We start from the raw sequence: 19576 nt of genomic DNA, 5'->3' as shown, positions 1-19576 counted from the left end.
GCCCCTCAGCGCACCGCGATCGACTTGCTCGCCCGCGCCCCGTTGCGCTCGTACGTCACGTTGTAACTGCGCGTGCTCTCGAGGCCCATGTACAGCCCCAGGGCCGCCATGTCGTCGTCGAGGCGCGCCCCGTTGACCGACACGATCAGGTCGCCCGCGCGGAACCCCAGCGCCGCCACGGCGCTCCCGGGCGCCACGCGGGTCAGCTTGTAGCCGCCGCGCGCCGGCGAGATCGACGCCTGCCGCTCGAGCTTGCTCGGGTCGGCGATGGCCGCGTCGAACGTCTTCTTGTCGAGCGTGCAGCTCGACGCCGACGCGCACTGCACCCCCGTCTTGCCCGCAGCGCCGCCCGACGAACCCGCCGAGCCCGTCACGCCGCCGCCCACGCCCGTGCTCCCGCCGTTGTTGCCGGCCTTCGTCCCGCTCGTCGGCCGCGACCCCGTCGGCCCCGCCGGCGAGCCCCCGGCGACCCCGCCGGACGGCACCACCGGCGTCCCCCCGGCCTCCCCGTCGCGCGGCCCGGCCGGCAGCTCGCCGTCGTCCGGCGCCAGCAACCTGTCCCCGAGCGCCTGTGCCAACGGACCTGTCCCTGCGGGCATGTCCCCCGCGACCTGTCCTTGCGAACCTGTCCGCGAGCGCAGCAGCTCGGACCACGCCAGCCCGCCGGCGAGCCGCAGGTCGAGCGAGAACCCGACCCCGTCGCGCGTCACCGCCAGCTGCGCCCCGCGCTCCAGCCCCGCCAGCGCTCCGGCCGCGCGGCCCGGGCTGTCGAGGCGGACCTCGCCGATCGCCTCGACCACGTCGCCGGTGCGCAGCCCGACCAGCTGGTACACCGAGCCGGGCACCACCTCGCTCAGCCGGTACCCGACCTGCGCCCCGCGCTCGAACGCCGGCTCGACCCGCACCCCGCCGGTGCCGCTCGCCAGCTCCTCCACCGCCAGCGCGGCCACGAACGCGTCGACCTCGTAGCTCGCCTCGTTCTCGCTGCGCCGCCGCACCCCCGCCGCGATCGCGGCCCGCAGCGGCCCGGGCTCCGCCAGCGTCGCCGCGGCCACGGGCGCGGCCGTGGGCGCGGGCTCACGGCCCGTCATCGCCTCGCATGCGGACAGCAACAGCGCGAGCCACGGCGCGGCACGGAGCACGCCCGACCCTACCGTCCCGGGCTCCCGCGCACCACGTCCCGCACCGCGCGCCGCCCCGGCACCCGGCCGCGTCGCCGCAATTCCTCGCTCGCACGCCCTGATTCTGCCCACGCTCCCCATCTCTATCGTCTTGCGGGCCAATTTACCCGCACCGGCCCCCAGGTTCGCCCCGGGCGCCATCGCCGCATGCGCTCGATCGGGCTTAATCCGGCCCAGCGAATGCGTCTTCGACGCTCTGGACGAGATCGCGCATGGCCCCTAACCTAGCTGCGGAGGGTCCCGCGTGGTTCACCACAAATTGCGTCGTCTCCGCGTCTACGGCGGCTTCCTCGACAAGCTCGACATCCGCTTCGCCGACGGCCTGAACTGCATCATCGGCGGTCGCGGCAGCGGCAAGACCACCGTCCTCGAGTTCATCCGCCACGCCCTCGATCGCGCCCCGCGATCGGGCACCGCCGCCGCCAAGGCGGCCGAGGATCGGCTCAAGACCCTGCTCGCCGCCAACCTCGGGACCAGCGGCTACGTCGAGCTCGAGTTCGAGAGCCAGGAGGGCCTCGTCTACCAGATCCGCCGCGGCGCCCACGAGCCGCCGCACGTCACCGACGCCGCCGGCAAGCCCGTGCGACCCGAGGTGCTCGGCTCCTCCGTCCTCGTCGACGCCGCCATCTTCTCGCACAACCAGATCGAGGACATCGCCCAGAGCCCGGTCGCCCAGCGCGAGCTCATCGATCGCCTGTGCGGCCAGCAGAGCCACGCCATCGAGACCCAGCTGGCGCAGACCGTCTCGCACCTGCGCGAGAACGCCCAGCGGATCATCGCCCTCCACACCCGCCTGCACGCCGCCCAGCGCGACCTCATCGACCTCTCGAGCTGGGAGAGCAAGCTGGCCGCCGCCAACGCCGCGCTCGGCGAGGGCGGCCTGGCCGACGGGCTGCAGGCCGCCGCCGAGCACAAGGCCCTGCGCGAGCAGGAGAAGGCCGCGCTCGACCGCGTCCGCGCCGCCACCAGCAAGCTGCGCGGCCTCATCGGCGACACCGTCCTGCCGCAGGTCAAGGCGCTGTCCGCCGCGCTGCCGGAGAGCCTCCTCAAAGGTCCCAACGGACATGTCCTCGCGGACCTGTCCCGAGAGATCCACCGCAAGATCGTCGAGATCGACCTCTACGTCTCCTCCCCGCTCGACAAGCTGGCCCTGCTCGAGCGCTCGGTCGACGACGCCACCGCCGCCCTCGCGGCCGCCCACGCCCCGCAGGAGGCCCGCTACGCCGAGCTCGCGGCCGTCGCCGCCAAGAGCGGGGCCCGCCTGGCCGCCCGCGACGAGGCCGCGCGCGAGGTCATGCGCCTGTCGGCCAGCAAGGGCGCTCTCGGCGAGCTGCAGGCCGAGCTCGATCAGGCCCTGCGGGCCCGCGGCGAGCTGCGTGACGAGCTGCAGCGGCTGCGCGGCGATCGTCACGCCCGCCGCAGCGCCGCCGCCGGCAACGTCAGCGCCCACCTCGGCGGCAAGGTCCGCATCATCCTCGCCGCCGCCGCCGACGTCGCCGCCTACCGCGAGTTCCTGGTCGCGGTGATGCGCCGCTCGGGCAAGCAGTACAACGCCCCGATCGAGCGGCTCGTCGCCCAGGTCACCCCGGTCCAGCTGGGCCAGTTCGTCGACCGCGACGATCACGCGGCCCTGGCGGCGACCGCCGAGATCAACCCCGAGTTCGCCGAGTCGCTGCTCAAGGCCCTGCGCGAGGCCCCGGACAAGCGGTTCGAGCTCGACGTGCTCGAGCTCGAGGACGTCCCGCGCATCGAGCTGCAGGTCCAGGGCGACTGGCGCAGCAGCGACAAGCTGTCGACCGGGCAGAAGAGCGCCGCCATCTTGCCGATCCTTCTGATGGACAGCGAGGCCCCGCTGCTCGTCGACCAGCCCGAGGACAACCTCGACAACAGCTTCATCACCGACGCCATCATCCCGCAGCTGGCGGCCAGCCGCGGCCGGCGGCAGCTCGTCTTCATCACCCACAACCCCAACCTCCCGGTCCTCGGCGAGGCCGCGCAGGTCATCGTGCTCGAGGCCGACGGCCGCAACGCCCGGCAGGTCGCGCAGGGCAGCGTCGAGTCGGTGAAGCAGCACATCCTGCGCCTGATGGAGGGCGGCCGCGAGGCGTTCCGCCACCGCCAGCAGCGCTACGACGTCGCCCCGTAGCCGCGCGTGCCGGCGGCCGTTTTTCCAGCCCGTGTCGCCGCGCGTCGCCCCCATTCCCTCACGGCGCCCCGGCCGGACCCGCCTCACACCCCGGCCGGCTCTCACCGACACATCCTCCACCGACGCCCCGACGCCCCGACGCCCCGCGCCTCGCGGCCTCGCGCGACCACGCGCTCGACTTGGCCGAACGAGCGCCGGTGATATAGTCCGCCGCAGATGGTCGTATCGCGCCCGCCGAGGCCAGCCGCGTGTCGCACGTGCGGTGAGAGCTTTCGCGAGGACCTCCTTTTGTGTCCGAACGACGGCGCCACCTTGCCGCTCGAGGGCCGCCTGCTCGACGGCAAGTTCCGCCTCGACAAGCGCCTCGGTCACGGCGGCATGGCCACCGTGTGGCAGGCGACCAACGTGTTCGTCGAGCGCCCCGTCGCCATCAAGTTGATGCACGCCAGCTACGCCGAGGACGCCGACCTGCTGGCCCGCTTCCGCAACGAGGCCACCGCCGCCGGCCGGATCGGCAGCCCGCACATCTGCGACGTCCTCGACTTCGGCCGCAGCACCATCGGCCCGTACATCGTCATGGAACTGCTCTCGGGCTGCTCCCTCAGCGACCTGATCGACGCCTACCAGCGCCTGCAGCCCGGCCTCGCGGTGTGGATCATCCGCCAGGCGCTCGACGGCCTGCACGCCGCCCACCAGGCCGGCATCATCCACCGCGACCTCAAGCCCGAGAACATCTACCTGTGCCGGGCGATCCGGGACCAGTGGCTGGTCAAGCTCATGGACTTCGGGATCTCCAAGTTCAACGACTCGATCCGCACCGGCGCCGGCACCATGATGGGCTCGCCGAACTACATGGCTCCCGAGCAGATCACCGGCGCCGGGGCAGTCGACCGCCGCGCCGACGTGTGGTCGATCGGCGCGATCCTCTACGAAGCGCTCGCCGGCCAGCAGGCGTTCGCCCGCGACACCGTCGCCGACTCGCTGGCCGCCGTCCGCGGCTACGACCCGCCGCCGGTCCACGGCCTCGCCCCCGACGTCCCGTCGGGCCTGTCCGAGATCGTCGCCCGCTGCCTGCGCAAGCAGCCCGACCAGCGCTGGCCCTCGGCCGCCGCGCTCGCCGAGGCCCTGCTGCCGTTCGAGCGCCCCGGCCCGCGCACCCGCCTGCTGCCGACCACCCCGATCGGCGACGTGCAGACCGTCGACACCCTCCCGCGCGGCATCGCGGCCCCGAAGGCCCTCGCCGCCGCCGAGCCGGCGCCTGTCCCGAGCGCCAGGTCCCAGCAGCCGGCGCCGCTACCTGTCCCGCCGGCCAGGTCGTCGGGCGCCTTTCCACCTGTCCCCAAGACCAGCTCCGCCGGTCCCTCGGGCGCCCATCCGGCTGTCTCCCCAAACCCCTCCGGCGCGCATCCACCTGTCCCCAAGGCCAGCCCATCCGGCGCCCACCCGCCTGTCCCCAAGAACATCTCCGGCGCCCACCCCCCGGTCCCCAAGAACATCTCCGGCGCCCACCCCCCGGTCCCCAAGAACATCTCCGGCGCCCACCCCCCGGTCCCCAAGAACCCCTCCGGCGTTTACCCGCCCGTCGCCAGGATCACCGCCATCCCTGTCCCCGAGGCCGCGCCCGCACCTGTCGCTTCGGCCAGCCCTCGGCCCGGCCCCCGGGCGCGCGCCCAGGCCGTCGGCCCGCACCCGCTGCTCGTCTTCGCCGTCCTCGCCGCCGTCGGCGGGATCGCGGCCACCATCGCCTGGTTCGCCCTCTGACGCGCCGCGGCACCGCCGACGCGGATCGACGTCTCCGTCGCCCGCCGCGCCCGGCCGCTCGCCATCGAAGCACATGCCCTTTCAGGCATGCTCTTTCAAACATGTCCGTATAGACATTACCATCAGTACAGGCGCTCGCGGCTCGCACCCGCCGCGAGCGGAGCCCCGCCCGCAGCCGCGACCTCAGCGCCCGATCGGCGGGCGGAAGTCGGCCAGCTCCTGCGCCGGGTCGCCGCCGTCGATCGCCACCACTGCGGCCGCGAACTCGTAGACAGTCGGGTGACGGCGGCTCGCCTCGCGGGACACCGCCTTGAGCGCCACCTCGGCCTGAGCGCGGGTCAACTTGCCCTCGTCGGCGCGGTACGGGCCCGGGGTGCCTGCGCGCTCCACGGCCGGGGGTGCGCCGGTGGCTCGCGGGCGGTGGCCGGTCAGCAGGTGGATCATCAGTACGCCGAGCGCATAGATGTCGGAGCGGACAGTCGGCTGCTCGCCGGCCACCTGTTCGGGCGACATGTAGACCGGGAACACCGTCGACGGCTCGAACACCTCGGCCAGCTCGGGGCGCCACTCCGGGAACGCGCGGCGGTAGGCTCGCGCCAGCCCGAATCCCATCACCAGCACGCGCTCGTGGGGGTCCGGGTCGCCCTCCATCGGCTCCTCGCAGAAGCAGTTCTCCGGCTTCAGGTCCCCGTGCACGATCAGCTGCGCGTGGGCGTAGGCCAGACCGCGGCACACGTCGAGCAGCACCGACCGCGCCTCCGGCCACGGCATCGGCCCCTGCGCGCCGATCCGGGTCGCCAGGTCGACGCCCTCGCGCGGGCTCATCGCCTGCAGCACCGTCTGTTCGACCCGGAACGGGTGGTAGCACGAGCCGCCGGTCACGAATTTGTGCATCACGCGGTCGGCCTGGAGGTCGGCGCGCAACGTGTGCACCGCCGCCTCGTCGCACGTGTACTGGCGGCTGAAGACGCGCACGTTCGACGCGCGGAAGCCCCGGAAGAAGCCGCGATAGATCCGTCCCGTCTCGTTGGCGCAGATCAGGCGCGCCAGCTCGAAGTCGCCGTAGAGGCGCGGCAGCGGCTCCTCGGTCACACCTGCACCATACCTCACGGACGGCCCGCCGCCCCACCTGCGCGGCTCGCGTAGGCCCCGCGCCAGAACGCGCGCAGGCCGGTTCTCCGGCCCGCGCGCCGCCCCATCGCACCCCGTCCCACGCGCGTGCGCGAGCTCTGCTATCTCCGACGGCCATGGCCGTGACGAACCGACCGATCCGCAAGCTCCTCTGTGCCAACCGCGGCGAGATCGCGATTCGGGTGTTCCGGGCCGCTACCGAGCTCGGGATCCGCACGGTGGCGATCTTCAGCCACGAAGATCGCGTCCACCTCCACCGCTACAAGGCCGACGAGGCCTACCTGGTCGGCAAGGGCAAGAGCCCCGTCGGCGCCTACCTCGACGTCGACGCCATCGTCGCCCTGGCCGCCGCCCACGGCGTCGACGCCATCCACCCCGGCTACGGCTTCCTCTCGGAGAAGAGCGCCCTCGCGCGCGCCTGTACGGCCGCCGGCATCGCCTTCGTCGGGCCCTCCGCCGACGCCCTCGACCGCTTCGGCGACAAGACCGCCGCGCGCGCCCTCGCCGTCGCCAGCGGCGTCCCGGTCGTCCCCGGCAGCGACGGCCCCGTCCCCGATCTCCCGGCGGCGCGCGCGTTCGCGGCCGCGCACGGCTTCCCGATCATCGTCAAGGCCGCCATGGGCGGGGGCGGCCGCGGCATGCGGGTCGTCCGCCGCGAGGACGAGCTGGACGAGGCCTTCACCCGCGCCGCCAGCGAGGCCAAGGCCGCCTTCGGCGACGGCACGGTCTTCCTCGAGCGGTACATCGGCGCCGCCCGCCACGTCGAGGTCCAGATCCTCGGCGATCGCACCGGCGAGGTCGTGCACCTGTTCGAGCGCGACTGCTCGGTCCAGCGCCGCCACCAGAAGGTCGTCGAGATGGCGCCCGCGCTCGGCCTGACCGAAGAGACACGTTCCGGCCTGCACGCCGACGCGCTCACGCTCGCGCGCGCCGTCGGCTACGAGAACGCCGGCACCGTCGAGTTCCTGGTCGATGAGACAGGTCGGCACTACTTCATCGAGGTCAACCCGCGGATCCAGGTCGAGCACACGGTCACCGAGGAGATCACCGGCGTCGATCTCGTGCAGGCGCAGATCCGGATCGCCGGCGGCGCCACCCTCGACGACCTCGGCCTCCACCAGGACGCGATCGCGGCGCGCGGCCACGCCATCCAGTGCCGGATCACCACCGAAGATCCGCGGGCCCAGTTCCGCCCCGACACCGGCCGGATCGAGGCCTACCGCTCGGCCAGCGGCATGGGCATCCGCCTCGACGGCGGCTCGGGCTACAGCGGCGCCGTCATCACCCCGCACTACGACTCCTTGCTGGTCAAGGTCACCGCCCGCGGCAACACCTTCGACGGCGCGCGGCACAAGCTCCTGCGCGCGCTGGCCGAGTTCCGGATCCGCGGCGTCAAGACCAACATCCCGTTCCTCCAGAACGTCCTCACGCACCCCAAGTTCGTCGCCGGCGACCTCACTACCGGCTTCGTCGACGGCACCCCCGAGCTGTTCGACCTGCCCGCGCGACGCAACCGGGCCCAGCGACTGCTGCGCTTCCTCGCCGAGGTCGCGGTCAACGGCCCCACCACCCCGTGGGCCACCCAGACCCCGCCCGCGCGCCTCGATCCCGAGCTCCCCGACACCCGCGGCGACGCCCCGCTGGCCGGCTGGCGCGACCTCCTGCGCCAGCGCGGGCCCAAGGCCTTCGCCGCGGCCGTGCGCGCCCACCCCGGCCTGCTCCTCACCGACACCACCTGGCGCGACGCCCATCAATCGCTGCTCGCCACCCGCGTCCGCACCATCGACCTCCTCGCCATCGCCCCGGCCACCGCCCGCATGCTGGCCCCCGCCTTCAGCCTCGAGATGTGGGGCGGCGCCACCTTCGACGTCGCCCTCCGCTTCCTCCGCGAGGACCCGTGGGACCGCCTCGAGCGCCTGCGCGCGCTCGTCCCCAACATCCCGTTCCAGATGCTTTTGCGCGGCGCCAACGCCGTCGGCTACACCAACTACCCCGACAACCTCGTGCGCCGGTTCGTCCGCCTGTCGGCCGAACGCGGCGTCGATGTGTTCCGGATCTTCGACTGCCTCAACTACACCGAGAACCTCAAGCTCGGCGTCGACGCCGTCGGCGAGGCCGGCGGCGTGATCGAGGCCGCGCTCTGCTACACCGGCGACGTCGCCGACCCCGGGCGCACCAAGTACTCGCTGCAGTACTACGTCGACCTCGCCGGCGAGCTGGTCGAGATGGGCACCCACGTGCTCGCGATCAAGGACATGGCCGGCCTGTTGCGCCCGCGCGCCGCCAAGCTGCTGGTCGAGGCCCTGCGCGCCGCTCACCCCGACGTCCCGATCCACGTCCACACCCACGACACCGCCGGCACCGGCGTCGCCTCCATGCTCGCCGCCTCGATGGCCGGCGCCGACATCGTCGACGCCGCCATCACCGCCATGGCCGGCGTCACCTCGCAGCCGGCTCTCGGGGCCCTCGTCGCCGCCCTGCACGGCAGCGAGCGCGACACCGGCCTCTCGATCGCCGACATCCAGCCGCTCAGCACCTACTGGGAGCAGGCGCGCGGCCTCTACGCCCCGTTCGAGGCCGGCAACCTCAGCGGCAGCGCCGACGTGTACCTGCACGAGATGCCCGGCGGCCAGCTGACCAACCTGCAGTTCCAGGCCAACGCCCTCGGCCTCGCCTCGCGCTGGCCCGCGATCAAGCGCGCCTACGCGGCCGCCAACCGCCTGCTCGGCGACATCATCAAGGTCACCCCGTCCTCCAAGGTCGTCGGCGACCTCGCCCAGTTCATGGTCCAGAACGACCTCGACGAGGCCCAGGTGCAGGCGCAGGCCGACACGCTCTCGTTCCCCAGCTCGGTCGTCGAGTTCTTCCAGGGCCACCTCGGCCAGCCCCACGGCGGCTTCCCCGAGCCGCTGCGCACCAAGGTGCTGCGCGGCCGTCCGACCTTCGAGGGCCGGCCCGGCGCCGAGCTGCCCGACCTCGACCTCGACGCCCTCGCCGCCGAGCTGAAGAAGCTCACCACCATGCCCCTGCGCGACGTCGACGTCGTCTCGGCCGCGCTCTACCCGGCGGTGTTCCGCGACTACCTCGCGTTCCGCACCCAGTTCGCCGACGTCTCGCGCCTGCCCACGCGGGCGTTCTTCGCCCCGCTGCAGATCGGCGAGGAGCTGAGCGTGGAGATCGAGCAAGGCAAGACGCTGATCGTGCGCATGATGGCGGTCGGCGAGCTGGGCCCCGACGGCCAGCGCGACGTCTTCTTCGAGCTCAACGGCCAGCCGCGCTCGCTGCGGATCCCCGACAAGTCGGCCGCCCAGACGGTCAAGCAGCGCGAGCGCGCCGCCCCGGACGACCCCGCCGCCGTCGCCGCCCCCATGCCCGGCGCAGTCACCGAGCTGCGCGTCGCCGTCGGCGACCGCGTGGCCGCCGGCGCCCCGCTGGTCGTCCTCTCCGCCATGAAGATGGAGACCGTCGTCGCCGCCCCGCACCCCGGCGTGGTCCGCCGCTTCGCCGTCGCCGTCGGCGACAACCTCGACGCCGGCGACCTCCTCCTGGTCCTCGCACCGGCATGACCGGAAGGACATGCCCGAGAGGGCATGTTCTTTCACGCATGTCTCATCGAGCATGTCGAATGCGACATGCACGCTCGCCCGCCCTCCCGCTCACCGGCGGGTCGGCGCCGTAGGGACTCCTGCCCTCGAGCCACGTCAGCGCCTCGCCGGCGGCCGACGTGAACCCGCTCGCTCGCCGACTCCCGTCCTCGTCGTTGCCAGCGCCAGCGGCTCGGCGCCGTCGAACCTCGGCGATGCCTCCTCGTCGTCGCCGCCGAGGCAGCTCGTGGCCGGGCCCGAACGCCCGTCACGCCTCGGAGCAACCGGCCTGACGGCTCACCTTGTTGAACACGCTCGCCCCGTAGCGGCGCGTGATCTCGGCCTCCATCACCTCGTTGTAGCCGCGGGCGTGCTCGAGGATCGTCTCGTCGATCACGCAGCCCGCGACTGTGTGCAGCTCCACCTTGTACTTCTCTCGCAAGATCCGCGCGTACTCGCTACGGCACCGCGCCGGGTAGCCGAAGGTCTCGAGCCCCAGCTCGTTCCGCGCGATCGATCGCAGGGCCGCCTGCTTGCCGCGCTCGTACGCGTCCGCCGCGAGCGACTCGACCTCCTTCACCGGTCCGTCCTCCGGCGCCTCGGCGACCACCGGCGCTTCCCCGGACGGCTCGGGCTCGTCCGTGTCCCCCGTCCCGCCGACCTCCGGCGCGGCGTCCGGCACCTGGCGCGCATCCCATTCCGCCTGAGCCGGCGCCGGCTCGTCCGGCATGCGGATCCGCGGCGCCGGCTCGTGCGCCGCACATGCAGTCGACATCAGGGCCGCGAGCAGCAGCGGACATCTCATCCTCTCATCCTAGCCGACCTCGCCCACGCCGGCGAACCGGGCCCCCTCGGCCCTGCGCACCCCATCATCGTGCACGAAGTAGGCCGCCGCGGCCGCTGCCGATCTTCGGCCATCGCTATGGAGTCGCCGAAGGCCCGCCCGCGAGCGCGACCCCGTGTTCGCCCCTCGCGTCCGGTCGTCGCCCGACGCAGTACGCTCGTGCCCGCGGCGGCGAGCGGATGCGGCCGTCCTACCGCCCGACATCTCCGCATCGTCCATCGTCGCGCGGACCTGCGCCCCACTTCGTCCCGCCCCGCGCGTCGCCTCGCGCTATCGTTCGCCGCGGTGGACACCACCGTCACCGCCTGGGGCACCTGGGACTGCACGCGCTGCGGGCAGAAGGACATCACCGGCCGTGACAAGCGCTGTCCCTCGTGCGGCGACCCGCGCGAGCAGCACGAGCTCGACGCCATGCGGCCGCCCGACGACTTCGACGGCGCCGCGATCGCCAGCCCCGACGAGCTGGCGCTCGCGCACGACGGCCCCGACTGGTCGTGCAGGTACTGCGGCAGCAACAACCGCGCCTCGTCGCCGACCTGCGACAGCTGCGGCGGCGGCCGTGACGGTCAGCCGCCGCCGAAGCCCGCCGAGGCCCCTGCGCCCGCGCGGGCCTCGTGGCTCACGCGTCGGCGCCGCTGGCTCCTCGGCCTGCTGCTCGCCTTCGTCGCCCTCGTCACCTGGTGCACCCTCGATCACGAGCTCGCGGGCAAGGTCGTCGGCCTCCACTGGACGCACACCACCACCTTGCAGCGCTGGCAGGACGTCGACCGCGGCGACTGGAAGACGTCCGTGCACGAGCGCGCCGAGGTCCCCCCGCGGGCCGGCCGCGGCGAGGTCGCCGGCGTCGCCATCACCGCCTGTCGCGAGAAGCACCACCACGACGAGTCGTACGCCTGCGGCACCGAGAACTACCAGGCCACCGAGTCCTACTCGTGCGGCTCGACCCAGTCTTGCAGCACCCGCAGCAACGGCAACGGCTCGTTCTCCCGCACCTGCACCAGCGTCCCGCGGACCTGCACGCGCTCGGTCACGCGGACGCGCACCAGGTACTGCTCGCGCCCGATCTACGCCACCTGGTGCGACTACGTCACCCAGGACTGGGTCCCCGCGCGCAGCCAGGTCGTGAGCGGCGACGGCCACGACGGCCTACGATTCGCCGAGATCGCCACCAGCGGCGACCGGGAGCGCACCGTCCAGGACAGCCGCTACACCGTCGTGTTCGCCTACGGCGACGACGGCGAGACCTACGCCCGCGAGCTGCCCAGGAGCGAGTACGACGGGTGGAAGGACGGCGAACCGGTGCTCGTCAGCGTCGATCGCCTGCACGGCCCGACCGGCGTCCGCCGCCCCTCCGACCCTGCCGAGTGATCGGCATCCTCTCGGGACATGCCCCATGCGACATGCCCATCGAAGCATGTCTCTTGCGACATTCCCGATCGACCCTATCACTCGCAGCCGATCCGCGCCCCTGCCAGCGCCGTCGTCGAAGTACAGCGTCATCGTCTGCCCCGCGTAGCTCTCCCACCCCAGCTTGAAGTCGACCAGCGCCGGCTTCCAGTCGGGCTTGTTCAGCCACTGCTGATCGACGTCGGGGGTCGGCTCGCCGTCGATCACCAGCCCGGCCACCTCCGCCCCGTCGACCCACGTCGTCAGCGTCCCCGCCGCCCCGTCGATCATGAACTCCACGCAGGTCCACTGCCCGGGCACGGGCGCCACGCTGAGGGCGATCCCCGCCGGGCTCAGCGACGGCAGCGTCGCGTCGTCCGACTCGCGGTTCCACTTCAAGATCTGCGACTGCCCGCCGATCCGCAGGTCCTTGCCGCCCGCGTCGGCGCTGTCGCGCAGCGTCGCGAACGTCACGTGGCCTTGCCCGAGCGCCGCCTCGAAGCGCACCCACAGGCGGCCGAACACCTGCGGCCCGATCTCCGCGATCGCCTCGGTGTTGGCGATGAACACGTGATCGCAGTAGCCCCCGCCGCCGTCGACGCGCAGCGACTGCGCGCCGGTGTGGGCGGTCGCGTCGTCGACCGCCAGCGTCCCCGCCCCGCTGCAGTTCGGCGAGGTCACCGTCCACCGCGCCGGCGACGGCGGCCCGCCTGCGGCCGCGTCCTCGAAGGTCTCGCACAGCGGCAGGTCGCCGCAGCCCGACTCCGGCGTACCTGTGGTGCTCGCGTCCGTCGGCGACGTCGAGGCTGCAGTCGTCACCTCGGCCTGCGTCGTTGCGTGCATCCCCGTCGTCGTCGGCCCGTCCGCGCTCGTGCTCGTGCTCGTGCTCGTGCTCGTGCTCGTCGTCACGGCGTCCGTCGCCGCGCCCGTCCCCGGCTCCGTCGTCGTCGCGTCCGTCGTCGCGGTCGCCCCGTCCGCTGCCTCTCCGCAGGCCGCCAGAGTCACCAGCAGCCACGCCCCGCGGCCCCACGCCCCTCCGCGCTCGCCACGGCCCTCCGCACCTCGGCGCCCTCCCTCCACATCCAGCCTCACGGGTGTCTTCGCCATTCGCCGCATGGTACCTCCCCCGCGCCCGGCCACGGACTTCCGCCCACGCAGAGTCCGGTCGCGGGTGTATCGTCGCACCGTGTCGTCCTCACGCGTCCTTCGCCCCCTCGCCGCACTCGCGCTCCTGGCAGGCTGCAGCGACAGCACCGCCGCCTCGGCCAGCGACAGCCAGACGGGAGGACCTGTCCCTTCGGACACCTCGACCACCACCACAGGCGCCGTGCCGACCACCGGCGCCGCGTCGGCGACGACGACCACCACCACCGGCGCCGATCCCTCGACCACCACCTCGACCACCACCGGCGGCACCACCGACAACGTCAAGCTCGACGTCGGCTTCGGCACCACCGGCGACCCGCCCCCCGTCGATCGTTGCAAGGTCCAGGGCGACGACGGCGACGCCGTCGGCGACTGCGAGATGGAGGCCCCGCCGGACAGCTTCATGCCCGCGGTGCAGTGGGCCTTCTCCGGCCAGGACGGCGAGGTCCACGCGGTCGCCACCCCGCTGGTCGCCAACATGACCGACGACAACGGCGACGGCGTCATCGACCTCTGCGACGTCCCCGACGTCGTCGTCCCGCTCTACGGCAACAACCAGTCCGACGGCCACATCTACATCCTCGACGGCCTCACCGGCGCCGTGAACCTCAAGATCCCAGACATCATCGACGGCTACGCCAACCCCGCGATCGGCGACATCGACGGCGACGGCCTGCCCGAGATCGTCACCATCCGCAGCGAGGTCGGCGACGTCGTCAACGGCCACGCGATCGCCTTCGAGCACGACGGCACCTTCAAGTGGGAGAGCCCGGTCGTGTTCGACGCCTGGCAGGTCGCGGTCGCCCTCGCCGACCTCGACGCCGACGGCGACGTCGAGATCATGGCCGGCCGCGCCGTCCTCGATCACCTCGGCGCCCAGCTCTTCCTCGGCGGCAGCAACGGCGCGATCGACATCCCGTTCGCCGCCGACCTCGACGGCGACGGCGACCTCGAGGTCCTGCAGGGCGGCAACGCCTACCACCACGACGGCAGCGTCTACTACTCCACGCCCATCTCGATCGCCCACCCGCAGGTCGCCAACCTCGACGACGACCCCGAGCCCGAGGTCCTGCTCGCCAGCTTCAGCGGCCTCTCCTTGCTCGAGCACGACGGAACCATCGTCTATGCCAACCAGAACCCGAGCGGCGACCAGTCGTGGTGGCGTCCGGCCGCGATCCACGACGTCGACGGCGACGGGAAGGCCGAGATCCTCGTCAGCTCCAACCAGCACTACAACATCTACCGCCCCGACCTCAGCCTGCTGTGGACCGCCTCCGTGCAGGACAACAGCGGCTTCGCAGCCGGCACCGCCTTCGACTTCCTCGGCGCCGGCTACGCCCAGGCCATGTACGCCGACGAGCAATTCCTGTTCGTCTACGGCGAGGGCGGCGCGGTGCTGCTGTCGAGCCCCCGCTCGTCGTGGACGCAGGCCGAGAACCCGGTCGTCGCCGACGTCGACGACGACGGCTCCGCCGAGATCGTCGTCGTCTCGAACGGCGGCCTCCAGCCCGCCGTCCAGGTCGTGCGCGACGTCGACGACCGGTGGATCCAGGCCCGGCGGATCTGGAACCAGCACGCCTACCACGTCACCAACGTCCGCGAGGACGCCACCATCCCGCAGCACCAGGTGCCCTCCTGGCAGACCCTCAACACCTTCCGCACCAACGCCCAGATCGAGGGCGGCGCCGTCTGCATGCCCGACCCGCCGGGCTGAGCGCTCCGAGACATGTCCTTCGAGACATGTCCTTCAGAGCATGACTCAGGGAACACGCTACGGACCTGGGCGTCGCGGGTCCCTCAGTTGCAGTTGGACACCTTGAAGTCGTTGAGCGGCCCGCAGTAGGCCGCGTCGAACGACCCGGCCAGGTCCCACGCGCCCTGCCCGCCCTGGAGCGAGAATTCGCCGACGAGGCGCGGGATGTCGGTCGGGGACTCCGTGTCGGCGACGCTGACGCTCACGCTCAGCGTCACCTCGCCCTGCGAGAGGTTGAGGTCGGTCCATTCCCCGTCGACCATCGCGTGGACCTCCGGCGTGAAGTCGCCCGTCATCGCCGATCCCTCCCAGCCCGAGGTGGGCAGGCCGAACGCGATGGCGCGGGCGATGGGCGCCTCGCTCATGACTGCGTCGTGGACCTCCGCCGGATCCTCGACGACCAGCACCATGGGATAGTAGCCGCTGCAGAACTGCCACTCGAACCAGGAGACCGAGCCGGAGAACGCCCCGAACGGGGCCATGCCGGCGATCGTCGTCGGACCGGACCAGTCGAGCGGGCAGAACGCCGGATCGGGCTCGGGCAGCGGCGGCAGCTCGCCGGAGGACGACTCGGTCGTCGTCGTCGATGCGGTCGACGTCGACGCGGCGCTCGTCGTATCGCTCGTCGTCGCGCTGCCGCTCGACGTGGTGCTCTCGGCCTCGCTGGTGTCGGCCGTCGTCGAGGCGCCGCTCGCGGTCTGCGAGTCGTCGCCCTTCTCCCCGCCGCAGCCGAGCGCGAGGAGCAGCCCCCCGAGGCAGTGAAACGCCTTCACCTCTCGACTCTGAGCCACGCAGGAGCGCGCGTCCAGCGGCCGAGGTCTGTCACCAGCTCACGTGGTACGTGCAGGTCGGCGCGCCCTCGTCCTGGCAGCCGTCGACCCCGTGCTCGATCAGCGGCTTGACCCCGTAGCGGGCGCAGCAGCCCTCGATGATGCCGACGTTGAACGGGCACAGGCCGCGCTGCGTGCGGACGATCGTCGCGCTGTAGTCGTCCTCGATCGTGCAGAAGATGTCGCCGACGTCGCCGCCGCGGGTGTTGAGCTTGAAGGCCGCGCCGAGGCTCATCAGCACCTTCTCCACGCTGTCGATGCCCGGCGGGAACACGGCCGCCTCGATCATCTTGCGGCCGACGTGGATGACCGCCGCGCGGCCGACCTTCTCGCCGATCCGGTAGAAGATCGCGCTCGCCCACTCGTAGTCGTACCAGGCCTCGGGATCGATCGCCGCGACCCCCGCGTCGGCGAGGATCTTCTGCACCACCCCGTTCGCCTCGCCGAACGCCAGCACGAACGAACTCAGGGCCGCTCCGGAGTACTCCGCCTTCGCACCGCTCATCGGCCGCGAGTATCCGGCCGCCGCGACGCGCCTCCAATCGGGGCCTCCGCGCTCTCCATGCAGACCCGTGCGCTCGACCGCCCGCGTCCGCGCCCGCGAGCCGTCACACTTCGGTGATGCGCCCGTTCACCGCCACGAAGCAGCGCACCTGCAGCGCCGCCGCGCGGGCCTTGTGATCGGCCGACAGCGGCCGCTCCGAGATCAACCAGACATGTCCTTCAGGCCATGCCGTTTCGGACAGCCGCGCGCGGGCCGTCTTGACCAGCGCGGTCAGCCGGGCCGGGTCGAGGTCGGCGTCGCGCCCGGCGCACAGCACCGCCAGGCCCGGCGCGTTGCGGTGGAGGCGGCGGCTCACGGCCAGCGCGCCGAAGCCGAGGCCGCCGAGCGTGTACCCGGCCAGCGAGCGGACCGACGGGCCCGGCCGGGTGCTCTCGGCGCGAGCCGGGCGCGCTGCCGTCAGCAGCACCACCGCGGCGGCGACCAGACCGAGCAGCCCCGAGATCCCGAGCCCGCGGGTCCCGCGGCGCGGCAGCCGGGCGCACAGCTCGTCGACCGACAGCGCCACCTCCTGCGGCTCGTCGTCGAGCGGGATGCGGGCGCACAGCCACGGCATGCAGCGCTCGCGGGTGAAGACCCTCGACATGCCTCCGATCTACCCCATCTCCCCGCCCCGTTCATGCCCTATCGTGCTGGCGCCCTCGCGCCTCGCCGCCGCTTGCGGGCGCATTCCCCGTCCGTCGCCGTCCGCCGACGTCAGCCGGTCCGCCGCGCCCCGCCGACCCGCGGAGTCCGGAATGACATGTCTTCCGAGACATGCTCCAACAGCCATGTGACGCCCTGCCCCGACCCGCCGTCGGGCCCGGCCGGCCGCTTCCGGCCCGCAGCGGTTCGTGCTAGCCGGAGAGCGCCCATGCCCTCGCCTCCGCTCGCGCGGCTCCTCGCCCTCGCGCTCACCAGCGCCGCCTGCGCGCCGACCGTCTCGAAGCCCATGCCACCGTCCGCTCCGTCCGCTCCGCACCCCGACATCGTCCAGGCCGGCGACCCGGTGCTCCGCGGTCGCGCGAGCGAGCTCGCGGTCGAGCGGATCGCCACCGCCGAGGTCCAGGAGCTCATCGACAGGATGATCGCGACCATGCGGGCCGCCCCGGGTGTGGGTCTGGCGGCGCCGCAGGTCGGCGTCCCGTGGCGGATCCTCGTGCTCGAGGACCGGGCCGATCTCATGGCCCGGCTCACGCCGGCCGAGCTGCGCGAGCGCGAGCGCGTCGAGCTGGCGGTGCACGTGTTCATCAACCCCGTGCTGCGGCCGATCGGCGACGACACCCGGACCTTCTTCGAGGGCTGCCTCAGCGTGCACGGCTACACCGCCCTGGTCGAGCGGCACGCCGAGGTCGAGGTCACCGGCCTCGACCGCCGCGGTCAGCCGCAGACCTTGCGAGTGCGCGGCTGGCCCGCACGGATCCTCCAACACGAGGTCGACCACCTCGACGGCACCCTCTACGTCGACCGCATGCTCACCCGCTCCTTCTCCACGGGAGACCAGGCCCGGGCGCGCCACGCCGGCCGGCCGATCGCCGAGATCCTCGCGGAATTCGCCCGCTGAGCCGCACGTACGCGCGAGTTCCGCCGAGCGCGCCACGTCGAACCATGACAGACCTCCGGCGGCGAGTGCTATGCAAGCACCCAGGAGCAACGACATGAGCACCACCGAGATCACCAGCGACAACTTCCGGACCATCGTCGAGGGCAACGAGACGGTGGTGCTCGACTGCTGGGCCAGCTGGTGCGGTCCCTGCCGCGCCTTCGCCCCCGTCTACGAGGCCGCCTCCGAGCGCCACCAGAACGTCCTGTGGGGCAAGCTCGACACCGAGGCCCAGCAAGAGCTGGCGGCCGCGTTCGACATCCGCTCCATCCCCACCGTCATGGTGTTCCGCCAGGGCATCCTGCTGTTCCGCCAGGCCGGCATGCTGCCCGCGAAGGCCCTCGACGAGCTCGTCGGCGAGGTCCAAAACCTCGACATGGACGACATCCGCCGCCAGATCGAGGAGCACGAGAAGGCCCACGCCGAGGGTCGTTGCAACCACGATCACGACCACGGCCACGACCACGAGCACTGAGCCAGGCACGAGCGCGGCCGCAAGGCACCGGCGGCAGGTCCCGCAGCCGGCCTCGTCCAGTTCGTCTCCCGGTCACCGACGCGGCGACTGGTTCGCCCCGTAGTTCTTCGGCGGCGCCCGCGAGCGAGACGGACCGCCGTCACGTCTCGCCTCGCAGCCCCCTTGCGCACGCCCGCGAGCGACGCGGTTCCGCCGTCGCTACCGGAGGTCGCCTCGCCCACGCCTGCGAGCGGCGCGAGGCCGCCGGACTGACTCGAGGTCGCCCGCGGTCCGCGGATCGTCCTCGCCCGATCTGTCCCATCGGACATCTCGCTCCGCCGGCGTCGCGGAGTTCGTCGATCGCCGGTCGGACGCGCGCGGCCCGGCGCGTCGACGCGCCCGCGTCGCCCGATCTGGGCGCCCACGTGCGCCCACGGGCGCCCGGGCGCGAGTTTGCCAGCGAGGCCCGCGATTGAACCGTCGTCGGCAGCGCGTGTAACCTCCGCGCATGTCGCTGCTCCGCCCTGTCCTTTTGTTCACGTTCGCGATCCCGGCCGTCGCCTGTACCGAGCCCGAGCCCGAGGCCACGCCCGAGGAGCTCTATCGGGCCGCCGTCGAGGACGCCTCGGACCCCGAGGCCGACGAGATCGTCGACGACCTCGTCGCCATCACCCTCGACAACCCCGACCTCGTGTTCGACGACGAGGATCGGGTCCTGATGGTCACCTGGACCTCGTACAACGGCTACGACGGCAAGGAGGGCACCAGCATGCCGCTCGCCGTCGAGGTGTGGGTCACCCCGATCCCCTCGCTCAAGGACTTCTGCACCGCCACCGGCCTGCAGGGCGACGAGCTGTCCACCCGCCTCGAGGAGCTCATGGGTCTCCCGCCCGGCAACGGCAAGGACCGGCTCGTGACCATGTGGGTGCCGCTCGACGGCATGTTCCGCCCGAGCCCCGACCCCGAGATCGACGACTCGGTGGCGCAGCTCGACTTCCGCCCCGACGTCGCTCCGGAGCACAAGATGTGGATCGAGGATCTGCGCGCCAACTCCTACGGCGACGACCCCGGCTACCCGTGGACCCAGCTCGGCTACACCTACGACTGGGCCGCTGACAGCTCCGAGGTCGGCCTCAGCGAGTTCGTCATCCGCCCCGGCACCGAGATCGTCGTCGAGGGCGTGACGCACCAGGACGACTACTGCAAGTGACAGCGC

The 19576-nt window shown here is 72.6% G+C and carries 14 protein-coding genes; 7 read left to right on the top strand and 7 right to left on the bottom strand.

Features of this window, described 5'->3' with window-relative positions:
• Positions 1-5: 5 nt before the first annotated feature.
• Positions 6-1142 (bottom strand): PDZ domain-containing protein, encoded by a 1137-nt coding sequence (locus O0S08_RS19615; protein WP_269040721.1) that lies wholly within the window; start codon positions 1140-1142, stop codon positions 6-8.
• Positions 1143-1425: 283 nt separating this feature from the next.
• On the opposite strand from O0S08_RS19615, the gene O0S08_RS19610 reads away from it, so the two are divergent.
• Positions 1426-3327: an AAA family ATPase gene (locus O0S08_RS19610; protein WP_269040720.1), complete on the top strand. Its 1902-nt coding sequence runs from the start codon at positions 1426-1428 to the stop codon at positions 3325-3327.
• Between the two features lie 288 nt (positions 3328-3615).
• Positions 3616-5088 carry a serine/threonine-protein kinase gene (locus O0S08_RS19605; RefSeq protein ID WP_269040719.1) on the top strand — a complete coding sequence of 491 codons (1473 nt, stop codon included), beginning with the start codon at positions 3616-3618 and terminating at the stop codon, positions 5086-5088.
• A 183-nt stretch (positions 5089-5271) separates the two neighbouring features.
• Here O0S08_RS19605 and O0S08_RS19600 read toward each other — a convergent pair whose 3' ends face one another.
• Positions 5272-6180 (bottom strand): serine/threonine protein kinase, encoded by a 909-nt coding sequence (locus tag O0S08_RS19600; RefSeq protein ID WP_269040718.1) that lies wholly within the window; start codon positions 6178-6180, stop codon positions 5272-5274.
• Positions 6181-6335: 155 nt separating this feature from the next.
• Here O0S08_RS19600 and pyc point away from each other — a divergent pair, with 155 nt between their 5' ends.
• Positions 6336-9785, top strand: a complete 3450-nt coding sequence (gene pyc / locus O0S08_RS19595) for a pyruvate carboxylase (RefSeq protein ID WP_269040717.1) — start codon at positions 6336-6338, stop codon at positions 9783-9785.
• A gap of 286 nt (positions 9786-10071) precedes the next feature.
• Here the strand turns inward: pyc and O0S08_RS19590 are convergent, their stop codons facing one another.
• Positions 10072-10608 (bottom strand): hypothetical protein, encoded by a 537-nt coding sequence (locus O0S08_RS19590; RefSeq protein ID WP_269040716.1) that lies wholly within the window; start codon positions 10606-10608, stop codon positions 10072-10074.
• A gap of 1185 nt (positions 10609-11793) precedes the next feature.
• A complete protein-coding gene (locus O0S08_RS19585) occupies positions 11794-13140 on the bottom strand; it encodes a hypothetical protein (protein ID WP_269040715.1) in 1347 nt (448 codons plus the stop codon).
• Between the two features lie 79 nt (positions 13141-13219).
• On the opposite strand from O0S08_RS19585, the gene O0S08_RS19580 reads away from it, so the two are divergent.
• A complete protein-coding gene (locus O0S08_RS19580; protein ID WP_269040714.1) occupies positions 13220-14893 on the top strand; it encodes an FG-GAP repeat domain-containing protein in 1674 nt (557 codons plus the stop codon).
• Between the two features lie 83 nt (positions 14894-14976).
• On the opposite strand, the gene O0S08_RS19575 is transcribed toward O0S08_RS19580, so the two are convergent.
• From O0S08_RS19575 to O0S08_RS19565, 3 genes are all read right to left on the bottom strand, one after another.
• Positions 14977-15705: a hypothetical protein gene (locus tag O0S08_RS19575; protein WP_269040713.1), complete on the bottom strand. Its 729-nt coding sequence runs from the start codon at positions 15703-15705 to the stop codon at positions 14977-14979.
• 49 nt (positions 15706-15754) lie between these two features.
• Positions 15755-16267: a hypothetical protein gene (locus tag O0S08_RS19570; RefSeq protein WP_269040712.1), complete on the bottom strand. Its 513-nt coding sequence runs from the start codon at positions 16265-16267 to the stop codon at positions 15755-15757.
• Positions 16268-16370: 103 nt separating this feature from the next.
• Positions 16371-16910, bottom strand: coding sequence for a hypothetical protein (locus tag O0S08_RS19565; RefSeq protein WP_269040711.1), 540 nt, complete (start codon positions 16908-16910; stop codon positions 16371-16373).
• 267 nt (positions 16911-17177) lie between these two features.
• Here O0S08_RS19565 and def point away from each other — a divergent pair, with 267 nt between their 5' ends.
• From def to O0S08_RS19550, 3 genes are all read left to right on the top strand, one after another.
• On the top strand, positions 17178-17867 hold the full coding sequence (gene def / locus O0S08_RS19560) for a peptide deformylase (RefSeq protein WP_269040710.1): 690 nt from the start codon (positions 17178-17180) through the stop codon (positions 17865-17867).
• Between the two features lie 94 nt (positions 17868-17961).
• Positions 17962-18381 carry a thioredoxin family protein gene (locus tag O0S08_RS19555; RefSeq protein ID WP_269040709.1) on the top strand — a complete coding sequence of 140 codons (420 nt, stop codon included), beginning with the start codon at positions 17962-17964 and terminating at the stop codon, positions 18379-18381.
• A 487-nt stretch (positions 18382-18868) separates the two neighbouring features.
• The gene (locus O0S08_RS19550; protein ID WP_269040708.1) at positions 18869-19570 is read left to right on the top strand and encodes a hypothetical protein; all 702 of its coding nucleotides are present in this window, start codon (positions 18869-18871) and stop codon (positions 19568-19570) included.
• Positions 19571-19576: the final 6 nt, after the last annotated feature.

Origin of the sequence: Nannocystis punicea (assembly GCF_026965555.1) — a bacterium.
Classification (GTDB): Bacteria; Myxococcota_A; Polyangia; order Nannocystales; family Nannocystaceae; genus Nannocystis; species Nannocystis punicea.
Note: the sequence above shows the minus strand (reverse complement) of the source record. Positions and strands in the feature narration are given on the sequence as shown.